This is a genomic window from Bradyrhizobium betae, from assembly GCF_004123905.1.
In the GTDB taxonomy this organism is placed as follows: Bacteria; Pseudomonadota; Alphaproteobacteria; order Rhizobiales; family Xanthobacteraceae; genus Bradyrhizobium; species Bradyrhizobium betae_A.
The window spans coordinates 74,334-95,384 of record NZ_MZXW01000055.1 but is presented as its reverse complement, the minus strand read 5'-3'; the positions used below and the strand labels follow the sequence as shown (position 1 = coordinate 95,384).

Here is a 21,051-nt window from a genome sequence, read left to right as displayed (position 1 = left end):
AACTCCCGGGATTTGCGGCAAAACCATGCGGCGGCACTGAGCCGATAAACGCAGGCGCGCGCAACCCCATTTTATGGTGGTCGCGGCAACCACCTTTTCGTTTCATGACGAATGTTTAAGATGGGTATCAACCTGCATTCACTCCGCCGGGAGCCCCCATGACTGAGACCATCCGCATCAGGCGTTTCAACGCGCGCGCCGTGATCGTGCCGATGAATCTGCCGCTCAAAACCTCGACCGGAGCGGTCGACAAGGCGCCGCTGGTGCTGATCGACTGCGAGACCGACCGGGGCGCGGTCGGGCATGCCTATCTGTTCTCGATCACGCCGTCGGCCCTGAAGCCGCTGACGGCGATGGTCGCGGAGATGTCGGAGCTCGTCGCCGGGGACGAGCTGCTGCCGTTCGAGATCGAGCGCAAGCTGACCCAGCGCTTCACGCTGCTCGGGCTCGCGGGATTGCAGCGGCTGGCGCAATCCGGCATCGACATGGCGGCGTGGGACGCGCTGGCGCGCACACGCGGCCTGCCGCTCGCGCGGCTGCTCGGCGGCGCGCCGAAGCCGGTCAGGGCCTACAATTCGAAGGGGCTCGGCATCATGCCGGCGGGCGCCGCGGTGGAGGAGGCCCACAAGCTGCTGGCCGAGGGTTTTAAGGCTGCAAAGATCCGCGTCGGCCGGCCCGATGCGCGGGAAGACCTCGCCGTGGTCCGCGCGGTGCGAACAGCCGTCGGCGACGAGGTGACGCTGATGTGTGATTACAATCAGGCGCTCACGGTCACCGAAGCCATCCGCCGCGGCGAGATGCTCGACGACGAGGGCCTGAGCTGGATCGAGGAGCCGATCCGCCACGACGACTACGCGGGCAACGCCCGCATCGCGGATGCACTGCGCACGCCGGTCCAGATCGGCGAGAATTTTGACAGCGCCTTCGCGATGCAGACAGCGCTCTCGGTTGAAGCCTGCGACTATGTGATGCCCGACGTGCAGCGCATCGGCGGCGTCACCGGCTGGCTCCGCGCCGCCGCGCTCGCCCACGCCGCCGGCATCGAGATGTCAACGCATCTGTTCTCGGAGGTCAGCGCGCATCTGCTTTGCGTGACGCCGACTGCGCATTGGCTGGAATATGTCGACTGGGCCGACGCGGTGCTTTCGACGCGGCTGAAGATCAAGGACGGCTTTGCCCTGCCGAGCGAGGAGCCGGGAAATGGCATCGCGTGGGATGAAGGGGCGGTGAAGAAATATCTGGTCGCCTGACCACAAGCACAGCCCCGCAGCCCGGATGGAGCGAAGCGTAATCCGGGCTACGACATTCCTGCCAATCGAGTGATTTATCATGAGCCGCTTCTGGAGTTCCGTCGTCCACGACCTCTCGCCCTACGTACCCGGCGAGCAGCCGAAAATCCACGACCTCGTCAAGCTCAACACCAACGAGAACCCTTACGATCCCTCGCCGCATGTGCTGGCTGCGATCGCGGCTGCGACGGATCGCCTGCGCTTCTATCCCGATCCCGGCGCGACCGTGTTGCGCGAGGCAATCGCTACCCGCTACGGCGTGGCGGCCGATGAAGTGTTCGTCGGCAACGGCTCGGACGAGGTTTTGGCCCACACGTTCCAGGGCCTGCTGAAACAGGACGCGCCGCTGCTGTTTCCCGACATCACCTACAGCTTCTATCCGGTCTATAGCCGCCTCTACGGCATCCGTACCGAGGAGGTGCCGCTCGATGCCGCGATGCAGGTGCAGATTGCCGACTTCCGGCGGCCGTGCGGCGCCATTCTCCTGCCCAACCCGAATGCCCCCACCGGCGTCGCGCTTCCGCGCGCGGCGATCGAAGCGCTGGTGAGCGAGCATCCGGACCAGCTGGTGGTGATCGACGAAGCCTATGTCGATTTCGGCGCCGAAAGCGCCGTGCCGCTGGTCCCGCGCCACGACAATCTCCTCGTCATCCAGACCTTCTCGAAGTCGCGGGCCCTCGCGGGCCTGCGCGTTGGCTTTGCCATCGGCCAGCGGCCCCTGATCGAGGCGCTGGAGCGGGTGAAGGACAGCTTCAACTCATATCCGCTCGACTGCCTTGCCATCGCCGGCGGCGTTGCGGCGATCAAGGACGAGGCCTGGTTCGAGCAGACCCGCGGGCGCATCATCGCGAGCCGCGAGAAGCTGGTCCGCGACCTCTCGGGCCTGGGCTTCGAGGTCGTGCCGTCCATGGCGAACTTCGTGTTCGCGCGCCATCCCGGCCACAGCGGCGCAGAACTCGCAGCCGGACTTCGCAGGCACGGCGTGCTGGTCCGGCATTTCGCAAAACCCCGCATCGGGGATTTCCTGCGCATCACGGTCGGGACCGAGGACCAATGCAGCCGCCTGATCGCCGTGGCGCCCGAGCTGGTGTGAACCCGCATGACCACATGGCGCCCTCACCCCCAAATCCGCATCGTCGCGATCGGCCTGCATTGGCGCGACGGGCGGCTGCTGGCGGCCGAGGTGCGCGACGATGCCGGACGGATCAAGGGCGTGCGCCCGCTCGGCGGCGAGATCGAGTTCGGCGAGAGCTGGCGGGCGGCGCTGCTGCGCGAATTCAACGAAGAGCTCGACATCGACGTCACCATCATCGGCGAGCCGCTGGTGATGGAGAACATTTTTGTGCACGAGGGATCGACCGGACACGAGGTGATGTTCATTGCCGAGGTCAGCTTTCCGGATGGCGCGTTCAGCGGCCAGGACCGGATCGATTTTCGCGAGGATAGTGGAGAGGAGATCGTTGCCCGCTGGTTCGATCTTGCGAATCTCGACGTCGAGAGCAGGCCGAGCCTCTATCCGACCGGGTTGAAGGACTTGCTGCTCGCAAGCAAGCTCTCCGTCCCGTCATCCCCGCGCAACCGCTAAGAGGTTGTCGCTGGAGGTGCGAGTAGCGCAATGCAGCAGCATCGCGCCGGGAGCCTCGAAGGAGAACGGCCCGGATGCAGCGGGGCCGTCGCCCTTCGAGGGCCGCTGAAGAAGCGGCCACCTCAGGGTGACGGTGTGAGATGGGAGCGCTCTGCTTCCCCATCTGCGAGCGCAGCGAAGCAATCCAGAATCCCTCCGCGGAAAGACTCTGGATTGCTTCGCTGCGCTCGCAATGACGGATTTGAGGCAACAGCGCCGCCTGGCTAGCTGCGCTACCACACCTCCGCGCCGGGGATCTTCCTGCGCACCGCCATGCGCTGGATCCAGATGCAACGGCGGACGGACCTGTTCGAGCGGCCGACGGCAGATATGCCCTCGCCGGCCTGAAGCAGCGGTGCCATGGTCTGCCGCAGTTCGCGGCAGCGCTGGAGCTCGGCTTGCCAGTCAATGATCGCAGCGTCAGTGCGCGATGCCATCAACGCCAGCATCGCCATGGCAAGACAGCTCGCCCGCATCGTGCGCACTCCCTTCACCGTGATCCGCCCGGATCGCGCCGTTGGCCATCCCGGCCGTGGCGCCACGAACGATAACTCAACTTGTTGTTGGCGGCGAGAGTTTGCCCGTTACGTCCCGCGGCATCCGACCATGGCCTGAACCAACGCATCCGTGATGCGGCGATGACCGCTGATCATGCGATTCTGAAAAGGCGGCGAAACAATCAATGGTATGTTTATCGTCATCCCAAAGAGAGGTGAACATGCCCCCTTCCGAGATGTCTCAAGGCTCCAGGCTCCGACGATTCTCACGCCGCCATTATGTTGCGGCAGCCGCAGCGCTTTTTTTCGGCGTAACCATCTGGTCGGCCGGACCTGCGCTGGCCGCGGCAAATGATGCGGAGGCACGGACGATCTTCGAAAAATTCATTGCCGCGCAGAATGCGCACAACGCGGACAATGTGAAGGCCCTGCTCTGGAATTCGCCGGCCACGCTGTTGTTTGCGCGGGGCATCGAGACGCGAGGACGTGATGCGGTCGCCGATCGCTTCAAGACCTACTACGCGGGTACCTGGCACCTCGAGCCCGACATGTCGAAATTCCACGTCGCCGTGATCTCGAACGAGGTGATGCAGGTCCTCGTGCCGATCGTCTTCACGCGCGGCCTTCCCGGCAAGCCGCCGCAACAGAATACATTTCTGATCAGCCAGACCTACGTTCAGGACGCGAACGGCTGGTCGGTCGCCTCCATCATGCCGGTGGCGAATACGGAGCTGAAGTAGGGAGGGGTTGGGCTTGCCGATCCGTAGCTCGCGGCTGCAAGCCCGGCTGCGCCCTCTGGGCTTCGGCGTGGCATCCTTCTCTCGGCTATCGCGAGCGAAGGATGGTGGGCGCGACAGGGATCGAACCTGTGACCCCTACCATGTCAAGGTAGTGCTCTCCCGCTGAGCTACGCGCCCTAGATGTCGTCTAGATCGGGTCGGGTCCCTATAACGGCTCAGGGGAGCCGGTGCAAGGACGGAAGGGGGCCGATTTAGGCCGCCAGCATCTTGTTCACTTCGCTGACCAATTCGCGCAGATGCACGGGCTTGGACAGCACCTTGGCGTTCTTGGGGGCGTCCGAATCGGAGTTCAGGGCGACCGCGGCAAAGCCGGTGATGAACATGATCTTGATGTCGGGGTCGAGTTCCGAGGCCCGGCGGGCGAGCTCGATGCCGTCCATTTCCGGCATCACGATGTCGGTCAGCAGCATCTCGAACGGCTCTTCCCGGAGCCGCTGATAGGCGGCCATGCCGTTGTCGTGGGACGAGACCTGAAAACCGGCGTTTTCCAGCGCCTTGACCAGGAAACGGCGCATGTCGTTGTCGTCTTCGGCGAGCAGGATTTTGGGCATGGCAGGAAACGTCGAATCCCCAGAGGATATCAGCAGAGGTCACTAAGCCCGACAGAGGGTAAATTTGGGGTGAAAATCTTTACCCTCGCGGCTCGCGCTGCCGGCTCCTTGTGAACCCGAATGCGGGCCGAATCAATCGAGCCGCACTGGCGTGTCCCCGCCTCCTTGCCCGCACGGTTAAGACATGTTCCAGCGCCGATCACATCTTTTCGCTTGGCAGAATGGTTGTGATTCCGGACAATGACGACACATAAGAGCCGCCAGGCGGCCGAATCATTCGATCCGGGGCCCGGATCGTGCGGCGAAGGGACGAAGCCCGAGAAGATGACCCGGTTTGACGGCGAGGTGTCGCCAGCCTTCGAGATCGTGGAGCCCGCCCAATGGCGCGCGCCTGTCATCTTCAACTCGCCCCATTCCGGCTCGACCTATCCGGACGAATTCCTCAGCGCCTCCAGGATCGACCTGCCGCAGTTGCGGCGATCCGAAGATTCCTTCATGGACGAGCTGATCGGCCATCTCAGCGACCGCGGCTTTCCGACCGTGCGGGTCAACTTTCCCCGCTCCTATGTCGACGTCAATCGCGAGCCCTATGAGCTCGACCCGCGCATGTTCACCGGGCGCCTGCCGAGCTTTGCCAACACCCGCTCGATGCGGGTCGCCGGCGGCCTCGGCACCATTCCGCGCGTGGTCGGCGACGGCCAGGAGATCTACCGCGAGCGCATCCTGGTCGACGACGCGCTGGCGCGGATCGAAACGCTGTACAAGCCTTACCACCGCGCGCTGCGTCGGCTGATCAACAAGGTGCACCAGATGTTCGGCACCGTCGTGCTGGTGGATTGCCACTCGATGCCCTCGGTGGGCGTCAGCAGGGACGAGCCGCGCCGGCCCGACATCGTGATCGGCGACCGCTACGGCACCAGCTGCACGCCGCTGCTGCCTGACCGGGTCGAGGAAACCATGGGCGGGCTCGGCTATTCGATCGGCCGCAACAAGCCCTATGCCGGCGGCTTCATCACCGAGCATTACGGCAACCCCGCGAGCGGCTTGCATGCGGTGCAGCTCGAGCTCAACCGCGCGATCTACATGGACGAGCGGCGCCGCGAGCGTGGTCCGCGCTTCGGCCAGGTCGCGTCCGACTTCGGCGTGCTCGCCGACGTGCTCGCGACCACGATCCCGTTCGGCGATCTCGGCCCGTTCCAGGCCGCGGCGGAATAGACGAGAACTTTTTTTCTTCGAAAGATCGTGCTGGCTGCGATTGGCGCGCAGGCGTTTTCGCCTCACGTCTCAGCGCGCGTAAAATGAAAATAGAGGCCAAAGAAAAAAGGGCCGCTTCTGATGAAGAAGCGGCCCAAGTCTAGGGAGGAAACGCCCAAGGAGGGCAGCGGTAACGCGAGAAGCGCTACCGCACCGCAACAATATGCGGCCGCGACGCACAAAGTGCAAGGGCTTTTGAGCGGTTTCCCATGCACTACGCACATAGCTCATTTGCTTATAGCGAAACCCAGATTCAGTTTCTTTGATAAGGAAATTCAATGGGTTGATAGTCGTTTGCATACGAACAAGGCATGTTCGGAACTAAGTTTTCAACTCTATGATCGATATTTGGCCAGCGGGTGGCTCGAATGAGGCAGGGCTCCGCGGGCATCCAAAATACCAGGGTGCAAATCAAGACAGCGCTGCACGCGCGAGGCGAATTGAGCTACGCAAGAGCGAGCTTCACCGACTTTCGTTTTGAGGATGCGCCGTGACGGTGATCGACTTCTCCGCCTTCATCGAACGGCTGGCCACCGCCTCCGGCGAAACCATCCTGCCGTTCTTCCGCACCTCGCTGTCGATCGACGACAAGAGCAAGACCAGGGAATTCGACCCGGTGACGGAGGCCGACCGCGCCGCCGAGGCGGTGATGCGGCGGCTGATCAAGGCCAGCTTCCCCCAGCACGGCATCGTCGGCGAGGAATTCGGCAATGAGCGCGAGGACGCCGATTATGTCTGGGTGCTCGACCCCATCGACGGCACAAAATCCTTCATCGGCGGCTTTCCGATCTGGGGCACGCTGATCGCGCTGCTGCACAAGGGCACGCCGGTCTACGGCATGATGCACCAGCCCTTCATCGGCGAGCGCTTTTCCGGCGACAACGGCTCGGCCAACTACAAAGGCCCCACCAGTGAGCGCCGGCTCCAGGTCCGCCGCTGCGCCTCGCTGTCGGAGGCGACGAGCTACACCACCTCGCCGCTGCTGATGAACGAGCGCGACCGCGCCATCTTCGGCCGCATCGAGAAGGGCGCGCGTCTGTCGCGCTATGGCGGCGACTGCTACTCCTATTGCATGCTGGCCGCCGGTCACGTCGATCTCGTGGTCGAGACCGAGCTGAAGCCTTATGATATCGCAGCCCTGATCCCGATCGTGACCGGCGCCGGCGGCGTCGTCACGACGTGGGAAGGCAAGCCGGCCCAAGGCGGCGGCCGCATCATCGCAGCCGGCGACGCCAGGGTTCACGAAGAAGCACTGAAACTGCTCAACGGTTAGCCTCTGTCGTTTGCGCATGATCCTCTCGGAAAACCGCTGCACACTTTTCCGGATCATGCTTTAGGGAGCCTGCATGAAAAACCGGCGTAAGCTGCTCCTCGCATTCCTGCTGCTGTTTCCGACCCTCGCCTCCGCCCAGAATTTCCCGACCAAACCGATCAAGCTGATCGTGCCGTTCCCGGCCGGTGGCCCCAACGACATCATTGCCCGCGTGATCGGCCAACGCATGTCGGAATTGTCGGGCCAGCCGGTGCTGATCGACAATCGCGCCGGCCAGGGCGGCGTGCTCGGCACCGACGCGGTCTCCAAGGCCGCGCCTGACGGCTACACCATCGCGATCTCCTCGGCCGGCGCGCTCGCGATCAGCCCGAGCATGGAGCGGGTCGCCTACGACACCGCCAGCGACCTCACCCCGATCACGCTGGTTGCGACCGTGCCGGAAATGCTCGTCGTCGCCACCAATGTGGAGGCGAAAAACGTCAGTGAGCTGATTGCGCTGGCCAGGGCGCAGCCGGGAAAACTCAACTTTGCTTCCTCGGGCCCCGGCAGCCTGCCGCATCTCGCCGGCGAGCTGTTCAAGCTGACGGCCAAGATCGACATCGTGCACGTGCCCTATCGCGGCGCCGCGCCTGCGGTGAATGATTTGCTTGGACAGCAGGTGCAGATGACCTTCCTCGATCTCCCGGTGCTGCTGCCGCAGGTCAAGGCCGGCGCCCTGCGGCCGATCGCGGTCGGCTCGCCCGAGCGCGCACCGACCGCGCCTGATGTCCCAACCATGGCGGAAGCCGGTTTTCCCGACCTGCGCATCGAGAACTGGTACGGCCTGGTGGCGCCGAAGGGCACGCCGAAGGAGATCGTCACCGCGCTGCACGGCCTCGCGACCAAGGCGATGGCGGATCCCGCGGTGAAGGAGAAGCTCGCAGCCCAGGGCGCAACGCTGATCGGCGACGAGCCGGAGCATTTTCGCAGCTTCATCGCCGATGAGACCAAGAAGTGGGCGAAGGTGATCAAGGACGCCGGGGTGGAGACGGCGAAGTAGCGTTCTTGCTCATTTTTTGAGAAGCAGACGAACAATCGAATGAACTTTTGGTCTCTCGGAGGTCGTCCAGTGGCATCATCGGCAAGGCCCTCGCTGTCGGTGGAACCGATCATGAAGGGACCGCGACTAAAGGTTGAACGAGCGAACGAACATCTAAATGCACTCATCAGCTTCTCGTCGCCCTTATCCAAAGAACTGCACGAGGTTTCCATCGGTCGCCCCACAGGAATGCCGGGCAAACCCAGAGATTTTATGGGTTGGGATGTGGCCTATCGACCCAAAAGACCAATCTCTGAGTTCTTCGCGCTCATCATCGGAGACACAGTCCATAACCTGCGAACCGCTCTCGATCACTGGGCGATGGGAGTAGTCGGCGCAGCGACCGGAAACGCAAGGGATCGAAGCATCTATTTTCCGTTTGCTGGCAGAGGGAAGCAGCTCGAAACCACCAGTGCTTACATCGCAATACAGAAGGCGGTCCCAGACGCCGCAGAGTTCATTCGTGACAAAATAAAACCGTATGAGGACGGAGATTCCGGCATTTGGCCCATCACAGAGTTGGATAACATCGACAAGCACAACTTTATCCTGCCTGTCGTTTCGTTCTCCACCATCAGCAGAGGGAAAATCCGCATTGCCAACGGCAACGTTCTCGAAGGTAATCTTCTCCAGAATGACGCGAACCGATGGCAAGGCATCGCCTTATTCGATCGTCCTCCAGTCATTGAGGAAGATTTCGAGGTCTCCGTTGAGCTAACCTTCCCAAAAGGAGGCCTCTTTGAGGACAAGGGAGTTATTCCAACGCTGAGGAACCTGTCCAATCTCGTGTCCGGCGGACTGGACGCTCTCGAAGAATTCCTTCGGACGCGAGCCAGATAGTGGAGAATGATAGCAACTTCGCCGGAAACCTGCCGCCCATGAAGGGGGTAAGTAAGACATCACGGCCCCTCACACCGCCGCTGCCCTCAAATGCTCCACCAGCATCTTGGCCGGCCTTGGCAGCGTCTTGAAGCTCCGCGCGCAGATCACGAGCTTCCGGTTGGCCCAGGCGTCGCGCAGGCGGACCATCGCGAGTGGCATCAGTTTGGCGCAGCGGCGGGCTGCGGCTTCAGGCACCAGCGCGACACCGACGTCGGCAGCGACCAGCTGGCAGATCGCATCGAAGTCGCGCAGGCGCGCGCGGAAATGCGGGCGCATGCCGAGCCGCGCGGCATGCTTTGAAATATGCATCTGAAGCGCGGTGGCGCTGGTCAGTCCGACGAATTCGCAGTCGTTGGCCTCCTGAAAGTCGATCTGGCGGCGGGCGGCGAACGGACCGCGTTTGGACGTCACCAGGGTCAAACGGTCCTCGCTGAACACAAAGCGCTCGATATGCTCGGGCAGCGCGTGCTCGGCAGCAAAGCCGAGATCGGCGGCGCCGGCGGTGATGGCGGCGGCGATGTCGGTGCTCTCGCGCTCCTCGATGTCGATGGCGACGTCGCGATGCTCGCGCAGGAAGCCGGCAAGCGCCTTGGGCAGGTGCTCCGAGAGCCCGGAGGTGTTGGCGAGGAAGTGCACGCTCGCGCGCACGCCGCTGGCAAAGCCGGCGAGATCTCCGCGCATGGCGTCGATCTGATGGATCACGACCCTGGCATGATCGAGCAGGCTCTCGCCGGCCGCGGTCAATTCGACGCCGCGGCGACCGCGCTTGAGCAGCGCGACGCCGAGCGCATCCTCGAGCCCTTTGATGCGCGCACTGGCCGAGGCCAGCGCCAGGTGCGAACGCTCGGCGCCGCGGGTGATGCTGCGCTGGTCCGCAACCGCGATGAAGAGCTGGAGGTCGACGAGGTCGAAGCGCATGGCGGATTTCTCCCTAGCCTTCGTCGCAAGCGAAGGCTGTCTCCGTAACCTTCAGATTGTGCCGGCACGCGGCTTCGGTCAATGTGCGGACATGATCGACCCGCTTCTCATTGTCATCGCTGCCGTGTTCCTGGTCGCCGGATTCGTCAAGGGCGTGGTCGGGCTCGGCCTGCCGACCGTGTCCATGGGCCTGCTCGCCGTGAGCATGGCGCCAAGCCGCGCGATCGCCATCGTGATCGTGCCCGCCATCGTCACCAACATCTGGCAGACTTTTGTCGGCCCCCATCTGCGCGACATCCTGAGGCGGCTGTGGCCGCTGATGATCGGCACCGTGATCGGCTGCTGGCTCAATGCCGGCGCGCTGACCGGCCCGCATGCACGCTACGGCACCGTGGTGCTCGGCATCCTGCTGGTGATCTACGCCATCATCGGCTTGAGCAAATTCCAGTTCCGCGTCGCCCCTCGGAATGAGAAATGGGTCGGCGGCGTGGTCGGCGTGATCACCGGCGTGATCTCGGCCTCGACAGGCGTGCAGGTGATCCCCTCGATGCCGTTCATGCAGGCGATCGGCATGGAGAAGGACGAACTGGTACAGGCGCTCGGCGTGTTCTTCACCACCGCGACATTGGCGCTCGCCTTCAATCTCACGGCCGGCGGATTGCTGACGCCGGCCAATGCGGTGCCGGGCGCCGTCGGCATGGCCATGGCCTTTGCCGGCATGTTCATCGGCCAGTCGGTGCGGGCGCGGATGCCGGCGGAAGCGTTTCGCCGCTGGTTCCTGATCGCGATGATTTTGCTGGGCGTTTATCTCGCCGGCAGCGCGCTGGTGAAGGAGTTTGCGTAAGGCAGAATCGTAAGGTGGGCAAGGCGAAGCGTGCCCACGCATTTTTTGTAATCGAGAGAGGTGGTGGGCACGGCGCAAGTGCGCCTTTGCCCACCTTACGCATCCATCATCCGTTCGGATGAGCTACCGCGTCTCCAGCATGGCGACGCGGATGCCGAGATAGATGAAGAGGCCGCCGAGCGCGCGGTTGACCCAGGCGATCGCGCCCTCGGAGCTGCGCAGCCGATTGGCGGCCTTCGCCGCGAACGCGGCCAGCACCAGGCACCACAGCGTCCCCGTAAAGATGAAGATCAGGCCGAGCGTCAGGAAGGCGAGTGGCTTGTGCGGGGCATCGGCTGCGACGAATTGCGGCAGGAAGGCCAGGAAGAACAGCGCGACCTTGGGATTGAGCGCATTGGTGAAGACGCCCTGGAGGAAGACCCGCCGCAGCGAGCTTCGCACCGGCTCGTCGATGGCGGATGCGAGCACCGGGCGTGACCACAGCATCTGGAGTCCTGTCACGACGAGATAGGCCGCGCCGGCCAGCTTCAGGATCGAGAACGCGGTGGATGAAGCCATCAGCAGGGCCGAAAGGCCGATCGCAGCGCCCACGACGTGGAAAAAGCAGCCGCAACTGATGCCGAGCGCCGCGGCGGCGCCGCCCCGCCAGCCCATCTGCATGCTGCGACCGATCACATAGACCGTATCAGGCCCCGGCGTGATATTGAGCAGGATGCCTGACAGGATGAAGAGCCAGATTTCGTGAATGCCCAGCATGTGAGGTGCCCCGCCGACCCGCTCCCCGTCTCAAGGCGGAGGGCTTAGTCGGTTCGGTCGTCCCCGTCCACCACCGGGATTGCGGAGAGTTTACCTCGAATTTGCAATGCGGATCATACTTTCGCTCGGCCTCATCTGCTCTATAAAGGCAGGGTTCTTGAAATGCGGGATTCGAGGCGACTGCCACGCCGTGGCCGGTCCGAGATTCCTTACGAAGTGCCCTTGGAGCTCCGGATTATGGAAAGACGTCTGGCCGCCATTGTCTGCGCCGATGTCGCCGGCTATTCGCGCATGATGGGCAGCGATGAGGCCGGTACCCATGCCGCCTTCAAGGCCCATCGCAGCGCGATCCATCCCATCATCCTCAATCACGGCGGCCGCGTCGTCAAAAACACCGGCGACGGCTTCCTGCTGGAGTTTCCCTCCATCGTCGGCGCCACCGAGGCTGCGGTCGCGATGCAGACGGTCATGGCGGAGCGCAACCACCATCTGCCGGCCGAACGTGCCATGCAATTCCGGCTTGGCATCCACATGGGCGACGTCATCGCCGATGAGGACGAGGTGTTCGGTGACGATGTCAACATTGCCGTCCGCCTTGAATCCGTCGCGAGCCCCGGCGGCTTCGCCATCTCGGCCAAGGCCTACCGGGAGGCGAGCAAGCATCTCTCAGTGCTGCTGGTCGATGCCGGCAACCATCGTTTCAAGAACATCAAGGACCCGGTCGGGGTCTGGACCTGGACGCACGAAGGCGCGCCGGCGCTCGCGCCCGAGCTGAAGGAGGCCTCCGCGCTCTCGCAGCAGTACCGCACGGCCATCGTCGGCGTGCTGCCCTTCGCCAATCTCAGCGACGCCCAGGACGAATATTTCTCCGACGGCCTGACCGAGGATCTGATCCACGCGCTCTCGCTGCAATCCTTCTATCGCGTGCTGAGCCGCAACTCGACCTTCGCCTTCAAGGGCAGGAACACCAGCACGCGCCTGATCGCACGTGAGATCGACGCGACTTATCTGATCCAGGGTTCGGTGCGGCGCGCCGGCGCAAAAATCCGCGTCACCGCCGAGCTGATCGCGCCGGAGACCGGCGAGCAGCTCTGGACCGGACGCTACGACCGCGACATCGGCGACCTCTTTGCGATGCAGGACGAGATCACAACCAATCTGTCCGCCGCCATCGCCACCGAGATCGTCCGGGCCGAGGCCTCGGCCCCGGCGCGACTCTCGACCGACGTGACCGCCTGGGACCGTTTCCTCAAGGGGCTGTCGCATTATTACCGGCAGACCAAAGAGGATTTGGCCACCGCCGTCGACCTGTTCCGAGAGGCCATCAGGGTCGATCCCAAACTCTCGATCGCGCACGCCTATCTCGCCACGATCCAGATCCAGAGCATCCAGTTCGGCTGGGTCAAGGGCACGCGCGAGATGTGGGCCGAAGCGATGGGTCTCGCCGAGACCAGCGTCCGGCTCGACCCGCGCTCCTCCTTTGCGTTCTCGAGCCTGTCCTGGGCCCACGCGATGGAAGGACATTACGAGGCTGCGATGGACGCCGCCAAACGTGCGGTCGCGCTCAATCCCTACGACATGGGCGCGCGCGGCGTGCTCGGCATCTGCCATTTCGTCATCGGCGAGCACCGCGAGGCGATCGAGCTGTTCTCGATGGCGTCGCAGCGCGACAACAGCGACCCGCGCTACCAATGGGCGGCGCTGAACGCCTTCAGCCATTATCTGTTGGGGCAATATGACGCGACGCTGTCATGGGCCCGCGAGCAGCTCTACGTCAACCCGAACCACTTGCAGGCGCTGGCGATCCGCGCCGCGGCGCTGGCGCAATTGGGGCGGCACGACGAGGCCTTCGAGGCCGCCGGCGTGCTGATGGGCAACTACCCGACCCTGAATGTCGATCGCCATTTGCGCAATTTCCATTGGAAGCGGCCCGAGGACCTCGGCCATTACCGCGAGGGTCTGCTGAAGGCGGGCGTGCCGCTCAGCAAATTGACCCTGGTCCAGAGCGACCTCAAACGCGCCGCCGAATCCTGACGGCCGCGGGCAGCCGGCAGCCTCTCGTCAATTTCTTGTCCTTATTTTCTGGCAACATCGCGCCGGCTTTTATTGACACGACAGTGAATTCGGCCACACTTCTTTACACGCTGAAGTAGTACAGCCTGCTGTCGATTTGTTAGGACTTTGCGCGCTTGATCGGCGCGCCTTCATTTCGCGACTCGCATTTTCAGGAATTGGGCCATGAACGACCCCGCCGCGAAGCCTCCCTTCAATCCCTCGATCGAAGTCTCCCCCAACAATCCCTGCCCCTTTTTGCGCGGCCTCGTCGGCGAGGGTTTTCTCGACGGCGGCACCGTCCCGCTCCGGACGGTGTCGCAGACCATCGCGAATGCAAGCGGTGAGGTCGGGCTGAAGAAGACTTCGGCCCGCATCCAGGTCCGCGGCGTTGCACTGATCGCCAACGGCGCCTGTCACATCCTGCAAAGCATCTTCTGGGGCGCGCAGCTCAACAGGTTGCGCGGCGGCCCGCTCGACAAGCTCGGTGCCGGCTCGCGCATCCTCGGCGTCGACGGGCGCGTCAACGAGGACGAGATCGCGCGGCTCGCCAGTTTCGGCAGCACCTGTGCCGACCCCGACGGCGGCACCGAGACCGGGCTCAACGCCTCGCAAATCCAGACCTTCATGAAAGACAATCTCAAGCGCGCCGGCAATCAGGCGCGCTGGTACTACCCGCTCCTGATGAAGTTCGAATGGCCGATCCTGCTCAAGATCATGGGCAAGGGCCAGGGGGACGACCGCTATCTCAGCGTGGCCGAGGTGAGGACATTGTTCAACGAACGCAAATTCCCTGACAAGGTCACCCAGCGGGTCGTCGCTCAGCCGGTCACCCCGCCCTCGCTGATCTTGCGCGCCGCCGGCGGCCTGGTTGCCGCGCTGCTCGTCTTTGGCATCGTGGCGCTGCGCTTTCCCGATCAATTCCAGCCGATGCTGCCCGGCATCCTCGGCGACCTCGTGGCGCCGCCCTTGCCGAAGCTCGTCGAACCCCGGGCGGCGTACTGGCTCGAGCAAAACTGGGCGCTGGAGGACCGGCACTGGTTTCATCACGCTAGCCAAGGCACCGCCACCTTCCCGGTGCCCTATCGCTGGTTCATGGCGCTCGAGCAGCCGCGGCTTCATTTCTTCGCCAAGCCCGGGATGCTGCACGACAGCGACCATCTGCAGCGCTTCGGCTTCATCCCGAGTCCGCAGACGATCGACACCGACGACACCACGCTACGCCGGTTCGGCTATGCCAATGTCTACGACAAGACGAAGCCGCTGCCGGCACGGCTTTGGGATCCGCCGGTCAACTGGGGCAAGCAGGCTGAAAACATCGACGGCCTGCCCGTCGGCTTTGCCCGCATGACCGGCGTGGCCGATCCCGCGACCGGCCAACTCGGCGAGGACCGGATCGGCCTGACCTGCGCGGCCTGCCACACCGGCCAGATCCACTACAAAGGCATCGACATCCGCTTCGACGGCGGCCCAGCGATGACCGACCTCAGGAAGCTCGAGGTCACGACCGGCCTGTCGATCGCCTACACGCTCTACGTGCCGGGTCGCTTCAAGCGCTTCGCCGACCGCGTGCTCGGCCCCTCTGCCAGCGATGCGGACCGCGATGCGCTGAAACAGCAACTGGGTGCGATCGGCACGTTCCTGGTCGACTGGGAGAAGACCTACGCGAAAACCATCGCCGGCAAGACGAGGTTCAACGAGAAGACGAAGCGGGACGAGCAGCAGCAGGACACCGAGGAAGGCTACGGCCGCCTCGACGCGCTCAACCGCATCGGCAACCAGGTCTTCTCGCAGGACATGACGCTCAGTGGCCTCAGCGGCTTCGAGAAGAATCTGCATGCCAAGGATGCGCCGGTCAGCTTCCCGCCGATCTGGACCGTGCCCTGGCTCAAATACGCGCAATATGACGCGTCCATCGAGCAACCGCTGATCCGCAACGCCGGTGAAGCGCTAGGCGTGACCGCGCTGCTCAATCTGTCCGACAAGACGCCGAAGGACGCGCTGTTCCGCTCGTCGATGGACATCAATAATCTGAACTGGATCGAGGATCTGCTGAAGGGGTCGGCGCCCCTTCCGAAAAAGCAGCTCTCCGGACTGACATCACCGAAATGGCCATCGGACATTTTCGGTGATGATGCCTGGAAGATCGATGGCGACCGCGTCAATCGCGGCCGCAAGCTCTATGCGGAGATCTGCGTCGAATGTCATCTCGGGCCGGTCAACGACCGCAAGTTCGACGACGAATTTCCCGACAAGAGCATCTGGTCCTCGCCACGCTGGGAGGCGATCGGCGACGCCAAATTCCTGAACGAGGTCCAGAAAGGCGTCAAAGGCATGGGGACCGATCCCGCCCAGGCGAATGTGCTGGCGACGCGGACGGTCCAGGTGCCAGGCTTTCTCAAGCTCGATCCCACGCAGAACCTCAATGCCTGGTGGGACTGCAAACTGCCGGACATCTCTTCGACCGACATGCCGTACTCGGTCGGCCTGATGGTGCTCGTCGACATCGTCAGCCGCAAGGCGATGGACGATGCGAAGATCGACCCGAAGGTTCAGGATATCTGGTGGGGCAAGCGCCAGAACTGCCCGAACGCCGGTCCGCAGCCGGCCGAAAAGAATGAGCCGGCGCCCTGGTATCGCGCGCGCCCGCTCAACGGCGTCTGGGCCACCGCGCCTTACCTGCACAACGGATCGGTGCCCTCGCTCTGGTGGATGCTGACGCCTGCGGCCGAGCGCCCCAAATCGTTCTGCATGGGTGGCGGTCGCGACTACGATCCGAAGCAGGTCGGCTTCGCGGTCACGGACGGCGAGAGCTGCAAGACCGGGCAGTCGCGCTTCTCGACGCGAGCGTCTGACGGCACCGAGATGTACGGCAACAGCAATGCCGGCCATTCGTTCGATGGCACGCCGGGGCCCGGCAAGGACGGCACCATCGGCCGCGTGCTCAAAGAGCAGGAGCGGTATGATTTGATCGAGTATTTGAAGACGCTGTAGCTGGCTTTCACCTCTCCCCGCTTGCGGGGAGAGGTCGGAATTCGCGCGCGGCGCGTATTCCGGGTGAGGGGGTACAGGTCTCTCGACGATCTTGCGTGCGGAGAGAGGCCCCTCACCCCAACCCTCTCCCCGTAAGAACGGGGCGAGGGAGCGCACCGTCGCTGCCGCCTCACTTGAACAATGGCGTACCCGGCACGAACGCGTCAAACGCCGCCCAGAACTGGGAGCGGTAGCGGTCCTGCTCCTGGAGGATCTCGTGCTTGGCGCCGGCGATCACGAGATGGGAGCCGGCGCGCAGATGATAGGCGAACTCCTCGATCGCCGCGGTCGAGACCACGGCGTCGTTGGAGGCGGCCAGCATCAGGATCGGCTGACGGATCTCGGAGGGGTAGTCGATGCCCTTGAAGGTTTGCATCGCGCGGAAGGCGGTATCGGCCCAGGCGACCGTTGGTGAGGCCAGCCCGAGCGTCGGGTCCTCCTCCAGGATCGCAGCATTGCGCGCATAGCGCACGGGATCGCTGGTCAGGGGATTTCCAATGAACGGATTGAGCCCGGTGATCTGGTCGCTGCCGCCCGGGACATAGCGGCCGCCCATTCCCATCAGACGCATCGTCTTCAGCAGCGCCCGCGCCGGTAACGAGGTGGTGCGGCCTGGCAGGTCGATCATCGGCGCCGACAGCACCATGCGGTCGAACCAGCGCTTGCCGGCATGCGCCACCCGCAGCATCACCGTGCCGCCCATGGAATGGGCGAGCGCGAAGAAGGGCGGCGGGCAATCCGGCAGCACCACCTGCTGCACGAAGGTCTCGACGTCGATCTCGAAATCGGCGAAGTCGCGCACATAGCCCTTGCGCGGATCGCGCAGGCGGCGCGAGGAATGGCCCTGCCCTCGCCAGTCGATCATCGCCACCGCAAAGCCGCGGTCGCGCAAATCGCGCACGGTCTCGAAATATTTCTCGATCTGCTCGCTGCGTCCGGTGAAGACGCAGACCGTGCCCTTGCGGTTCGCCGGCGGCGCCCAGCGCGCAAAGCGCAGTTCGGCGCCATCAGGGGTCTTGATGGTGCCGCTGACGACGTCTTCGGGAACGGGATTGGACGGGATCGAGACCAGCGTCATTGGGCGCGAAATGCTGCAAATCAAGAGGTGGGAGCGCCGAAAAGGCGCAGATTGCTGCCCTCTTGAACGCCGTTCCCTTGAACCCATATCACCATGGTGCAGGCCGCTACCAGTGTTTCGGGACCGGAACATCAGGCTGCACACAGACGAAAGCCCGGCCCGATTGGCGGGCGGGTTACTCAACAGTCGCTCAATGGAGGACTTGACCATGCGTACCTACGACCTGACCCCCTTCTACCGTTCCACCGTCGGCTTCGACCGTCTCTTCAACCTGCTCGACCAGACGAGCTCGGACGGCAGCCCCGGTTATCCCCCCTACAACATCGAGCGCACCGGCGAGAACGATTACCGCATCACCGTTGCGGTCTCGGGCTTCGCCAAGGATGAGCTCTCCATCGTCGCGAAGGAAAACACGCTGACGATCAAGGGCGAGAAAGTCGCCAACGAGAACTCGAAATCCGAAGTGCTCTACCGCGGCATCGCCGCGCGTGCCTTCGAGCGCGCCTTCCAGCTTGCCGACTTCGTTCAGGTGAAGAATGCCTCGCTCGAGAACGGCCTGCTTCACGTCGACCTCGTCCGCGAGATTCCCGAGGCCAAGAAGCCGCGCCAGATCGCGATCAACGCCAGCGCGCCGAAGGCGCAGGTGATCGAGAACTCGGCTGCGCAAGCCGCCGCGTAAATCACGTAACGCCACTTCCAGGTTTGAGAGAACGCCCCGGTGCCCCGGGGCGTTTTTCGTTTTGCGCCGCATCACAGAACGGTGAGGATACGTAACGCCGCCGCCTCGCGCTCCGTCCTATGGACATCGAACCCAAAACAAGACGGAGAACGATCATGACTTTCTGGCGCAGCCTTTTCGTCGCCGCGAGCCTGCTGGCTCCTCTCAGCCTTGCGCAAGTTAATCTTGCCCACGCGCAGACCCCGCAGACGGTGAAGGCGACGAATGTCGTGCTAGTGCACGGCGCCTGGGCCGACGGCTCGAGCTGGTCCGAGGTGATCCCGATCCTCCAAGCCGCCGGCCTTCACGTCACGGCCGTGCAAAATCCGCTATCGTCGCTTGCGGACTCCGTCGACGCCACCAAACGCGCGCTGGCCGAGCAGGACGGACCGACCGTGCTGGTCGCGCATTCCTGGGGCGGCACCGTGATCAGCCAGGTCGGCACCGATCCGAAGGTCACCGGCCTCGTCTATGTCGCCGCGCGCGCACCCGATGCGAACGAGGACTTTGTGGCGCTGTCGAAACAGTTTCCGGCCGGACCGGCGCGCGCCGGTATCGTCGAGCGCGACGGCTACACAAAACTCTCCGAAGACGCCTTCCTGAAATATTTTGCGAACGGCGTGAAGCCGGAGCGGGCCAGGGAGCTCTACGCCGTGCAATGGCCGACGGCGGCCTCGATCTTCGCCGGCCGCACCACGGAAGCGGCTTGGCATTCGAAGCCGAGCTGGTACGCGGTGTCGAAGAACGACGGCACCATCAATCCCGATTTCGAGCGCTTCCTCGCCAAGCGCATGAACGCAACCACCATCGAGCTCGATGCCGGCCACCTCTCGCTGGTGTCGCATCCGAAGGAAGTGGCGAAGTTGATCCTGGAAGCGGCGGGGTATCCGCGGAGCTGAGGCTTCGTCCCGACAACGCAAAAGCGCCCGAAATTTTTCGGGCGCTTTTTTGTTTTGCTCAACTGTGGTCCCTGCGAACGCAGGGACCCATAACCCCAGGGAGAAGTTTGGCGAATATCTGTCGTTCGGTACTCCCACCTCATCCCCATTGATAGATCGCGCGGTATGGGTCCCTGCGTTCGCAGGGACGACAGCGTGAGTGTGGTTAGCGCCGCCGCATCAAAACGAGCAACACTAATCCAGCCCCTGCGCCGCCGGCATGTCCTGGGTCGGCAGGATCGTCGCTGCCGGCTTGGCTTGGCCGACGGTTGGCGCGGCGGCTTGTGGTGCGGCCTCGGCAGGCTTGGCCTGCACGGCGGCGGTCTGCTGCGTGGGCTGAGCCTGCGGCACCTGAGCCTGCGGCGCTTGGGCCTGCTGCGGCGCAGGCTCAACCGGCTTCGCGGCTGCGACCGGCGCCTCGGCGCGCTGAGGAGCAGCCTTGGGCAATGGCACGGTGCGGCTGGCAACATGCGGGATCGGGGCTGGCGGACGCGGCGGGCCGCTGCGGACCATGGTCGGCGGCGGCAGCGCACTTTGCGGGCGATAGGGCACGACCGCGGGCTCCTCGAGGGCCGGCGCCATGCCATAGGCATCTGCATTCGGCATGAAGCGGATGATCCTACCGTCGCGGGCATCGATCACCAGCCGGCCGTCATCGCCGCGGCGGTCGATCACCGCGATGGTGTAGACGGCACCGCGCAGGCGCGGGATGCCGAGCGGCGAGAAACCGTTTTCGCGCAGCACTGCGTAGACCTCGGTCGACGGCAGCAGCGCTGGGGCCGGGCCACGTTCCTCGTAGCCATAGCCGTAGCCTTGGCCGTAACCGTAACGCGGCGGAGGCGGCGCGGCGTCCGGCGGCACATAGGGTCCGTCGAAATCCGACACCGCGATCATGCCCCCGCCGACGATACCGTTCGCTGGAACCTGTGCCTGAACCGCGGTCCCAGCCAGCGCGAGCGCGGCGGCGGCCACACATCCTGTGAAAAACTTCATGGTCGAGACGCTCCTGTCAGGCCCCCGAATGCCTCGCGCTCTCTCGCTTCTTGCGGCGTGATGCGCCTTTCGAAGGGGCGATCCGAAGCTTCATTCGGGATTTCGGCGCCTACAGGGCCGGATCAGGGCGCGTTTGCTTCAAAACCGGGGCCGCGCAACTTTCGGAAAGCGATTGATTGACATATCGGGAATCGGGACTTCCGCGCGCTTGTGTGATAGACAAAAATTTGGCAAGGTGATGGTTAGGACAGGAAGACTGTCTCAATTTGCTTGCGGTTCCGGCATAGGGATTGCAACGAAAGTCGGTGCTCTCGAGCGCCAAGAAGGCAACAGGCAAAGCCGTTCTCGGGGACGAAGAACGCCTAGGCCTGAATTTAAGAAAATGCGGCTCGCAGCGGACGAGCGGTGACCCAGAGGCGGGTGCCGCGGAACGCCCAAGGTGCGCCGAAGAGAGCGGTGAGGCAGCTTGCCGC

19 protein-coding genes and 1 tRNA gene are annotated in these 21,051 nt (G+C 63.8%); 13 read left to right on the top strand and 7 right to left on the bottom strand.

The features are described from left to right. Positions 1-158: 158 nt before the first annotated feature. The 3 genes from B5V03_RS39735 (at position 159) to B5V03_RS39725 (ending at position 2,874) form a co-directional block, all read left to right on the top strand. On the top strand, positions 159-1,250 hold the full coding sequence (locus tag B5V03_RS39735; protein WP_129275854.1) for an enolase C-terminal domain-like protein: 1,092 nt from the start codon (positions 159-161) through the stop codon (positions 1,248-1,250). 79 nt (positions 1,251-1,329) lie between these two features. Then, a complete protein-coding gene (gene hisC / locus B5V03_RS39730; RefSeq protein WP_129275853.1) occupies positions 1,330-2,382 on the top strand; it encodes a histidinol-phosphate transaminase in 1,053 nt (350 codons plus the stop codon). A 6-nt stretch (positions 2,383-2,388) separates the two neighbouring features. Further along, entirely contained in the window at positions 2,389-2,874 is a 486-nt protein-coding gene (locus B5V03_RS39725) for an NUDIX hydrolase (protein ID WP_129275852.1), read from the top strand. Between the two features lie 272 nt (positions 2,875-3,146). Here B5V03_RS39725 and B5V03_RS39720 read toward each other — a convergent pair whose 3' ends face one another. Next, positions 3,147-3,389 (bottom strand): hypothetical protein, encoded by a 243-nt coding sequence (locus tag B5V03_RS39720; RefSeq protein WP_129275851.1) that lies wholly within the window; start codon positions 3,387-3,389, stop codon positions 3,147-3,149. A 242-nt stretch (positions 3,390-3,631) separates the two neighbouring features. On the opposite strand from B5V03_RS39720, the gene B5V03_RS39715 reads away from it, so the two are divergent. Further along, positions 3,632-4,150, top strand: a complete 519-nt coding sequence (locus tag B5V03_RS39715; protein ID WP_129275850.1) for a DUF4440 domain-containing protein — start codon at positions 3,632-3,634, stop codon at positions 4,148-4,150. Between the two features lie 102 nt (positions 4,151-4,252). Here the strand turns inward: B5V03_RS39715 and B5V03_RS39710 are convergent. Next, a tRNA-Val gene (locus B5V03_RS39710) sits at positions 4,253-4,327 on the bottom strand. A 74-nt stretch (positions 4,328-4,401) separates the two neighbouring features. After that, positions 4,402-4,761, bottom strand: coding sequence for a cell cycle two-component system response regulator CpdR (cpdR, locus tag B5V03_RS39705; RefSeq protein WP_007597092.1), 360 nt, complete (start codon positions 4,759-4,761; stop codon positions 4,402-4,404). 324 nt (positions 4,762-5,085) lie between these two features. Between cpdR and B5V03_RS39695 the strand changes: the two genes are divergently transcribed. The 4 genes from B5V03_RS39695 (at position 5,086) to B5V03_RS39680 (ending at position 9,206) form a co-directional block, all read left to right on the top strand. Then, positions 5,086-5,976: an N-formylglutamate amidohydrolase gene (locus B5V03_RS39695; RefSeq protein ID WP_129275849.1), complete on the top strand. Its 891-nt coding sequence runs from the start codon at positions 5,086-5,088 to the stop codon at positions 5,974-5,976. A gap of 529 nt (positions 5,977-6,505) precedes the next feature. Further along, the gene (gene hisN / locus B5V03_RS39690; RefSeq protein WP_129275848.1) at positions 6,506-7,288 is read left to right on the top strand and encodes a histidinol-phosphatase; all 783 of its coding nucleotides are present in this window, start codon (positions 6,506-6,508) and stop codon (positions 7,286-7,288) included. Positions 7,289-7,361: 73 nt separating this feature from the next. Then, positions 7,362-8,327 (top strand): Bug family tripartite tricarboxylate transporter substrate binding protein, encoded by a 966-nt coding sequence (locus B5V03_RS39685; RefSeq protein WP_129275847.1) that lies wholly within the window; start codon positions 7,362-7,364, stop codon positions 8,325-8,327. Positions 8,328-8,438: 111 nt separating this feature from the next. Further along, a complete protein-coding gene (locus B5V03_RS39680; RefSeq protein WP_129275846.1) occupies positions 8,439-9,206 on the top strand; it encodes a hypothetical protein in 768 nt (255 codons plus the stop codon). A 69-nt stretch (positions 9,207-9,275) separates the two neighbouring features. On the opposite strand, the gene B5V03_RS39675 is transcribed toward B5V03_RS39680, so the two are convergent. Beyond that, a complete protein-coding gene (locus tag B5V03_RS39675) occupies positions 9,276-10,166 on the bottom strand; it encodes a LysR substrate-binding domain-containing protein (protein ID WP_129275845.1) in 891 nt (296 codons plus the stop codon). 91 nt (positions 10,167-10,257) lie between these two features. On the opposite strand from B5V03_RS39675, the gene B5V03_RS39670 reads away from it, so the two are divergent. Beyond that, positions 10,258-11,010 (top strand): sulfite exporter TauE/SafE family protein, encoded by a 753-nt coding sequence (locus B5V03_RS39670; protein WP_129275844.1) that lies wholly within the window; start codon positions 10,258-10,260, stop codon positions 11,008-11,010. Between the two features lie 123 nt (positions 11,011-11,133). Here B5V03_RS39670 and B5V03_RS39665 read toward each other — a convergent pair whose 3' ends face one another. Then, a complete protein-coding gene (locus B5V03_RS39665; RefSeq protein WP_129275843.1) occupies positions 11,134-11,766 on the bottom strand; it encodes a LysE family translocator in 633 nt (210 codons plus the stop codon). A 237-nt stretch (positions 11,767-12,003) separates the two neighbouring features. Here B5V03_RS39665 and B5V03_RS39660 point away from each other — a divergent pair, with 237 nt between their 5' ends. Both B5V03_RS39660 and B5V03_RS39655 read left to right on the top strand, forming a co-directional pair. Further along, positions 12,004-13,800: an adenylate/guanylate cyclase domain-containing protein gene (locus tag B5V03_RS39660; protein ID WP_164988612.1), complete on the top strand. Its 1,797-nt coding sequence runs from the start codon at positions 12,004-12,006 to the stop codon at positions 13,798-13,800. A 204-nt stretch (positions 13,801-14,004) separates the two neighbouring features. After that, positions 14,005-16,812: a di-heme-cytochrome C peroxidase gene (locus tag B5V03_RS39655; protein ID WP_129275841.1), complete on the top strand. Its 2,808-nt coding sequence runs from the start codon at positions 14,005-14,007 to the stop codon at positions 16,810-16,812. A gap of 169 nt (positions 16,813-16,981) precedes the next feature. On the opposite strand, the gene B5V03_RS39650 is transcribed toward B5V03_RS39655, so the two are convergent. Then, entirely contained in the window at positions 16,982-17,929 is a 948-nt protein-coding gene (locus B5V03_RS39650) for an alpha/beta fold hydrolase (protein WP_129275840.1), read from the bottom strand. Positions 17,930-18,137: 208 nt separating this feature from the next. Here B5V03_RS39650 and B5V03_RS39645 point away from each other — a divergent pair, with 208 nt between their 5' ends. Next, positions 18,138-18,608 (top strand): Hsp20 family protein, encoded by a 471-nt coding sequence (locus B5V03_RS39645; RefSeq protein WP_164988611.1) that lies wholly within the window; start codon positions 18,138-18,140, stop codon positions 18,606-18,608. Positions 18,609-18,763: 155 nt separating this feature from the next. After that, positions 18,764-19,546 (top strand): alpha/beta fold hydrolase, encoded by a 783-nt coding sequence (locus tag B5V03_RS39640; protein WP_129275838.1) that lies wholly within the window; start codon positions 18,764-18,766, stop codon positions 19,544-19,546. Between the two features lie 234 nt (positions 19,547-19,780). Here B5V03_RS39640 and B5V03_RS39635 read toward each other — a convergent pair whose 3' ends face one another. After that, positions 19,781-20,578 (bottom strand): hypothetical protein, encoded by a 798-nt coding sequence (locus tag B5V03_RS39635; RefSeq protein ID WP_129275837.1) that lies wholly within the window; start codon positions 20,576-20,578, stop codon positions 19,781-19,783. Positions 20,579-21,051: the final 473 nt, after the last annotated feature.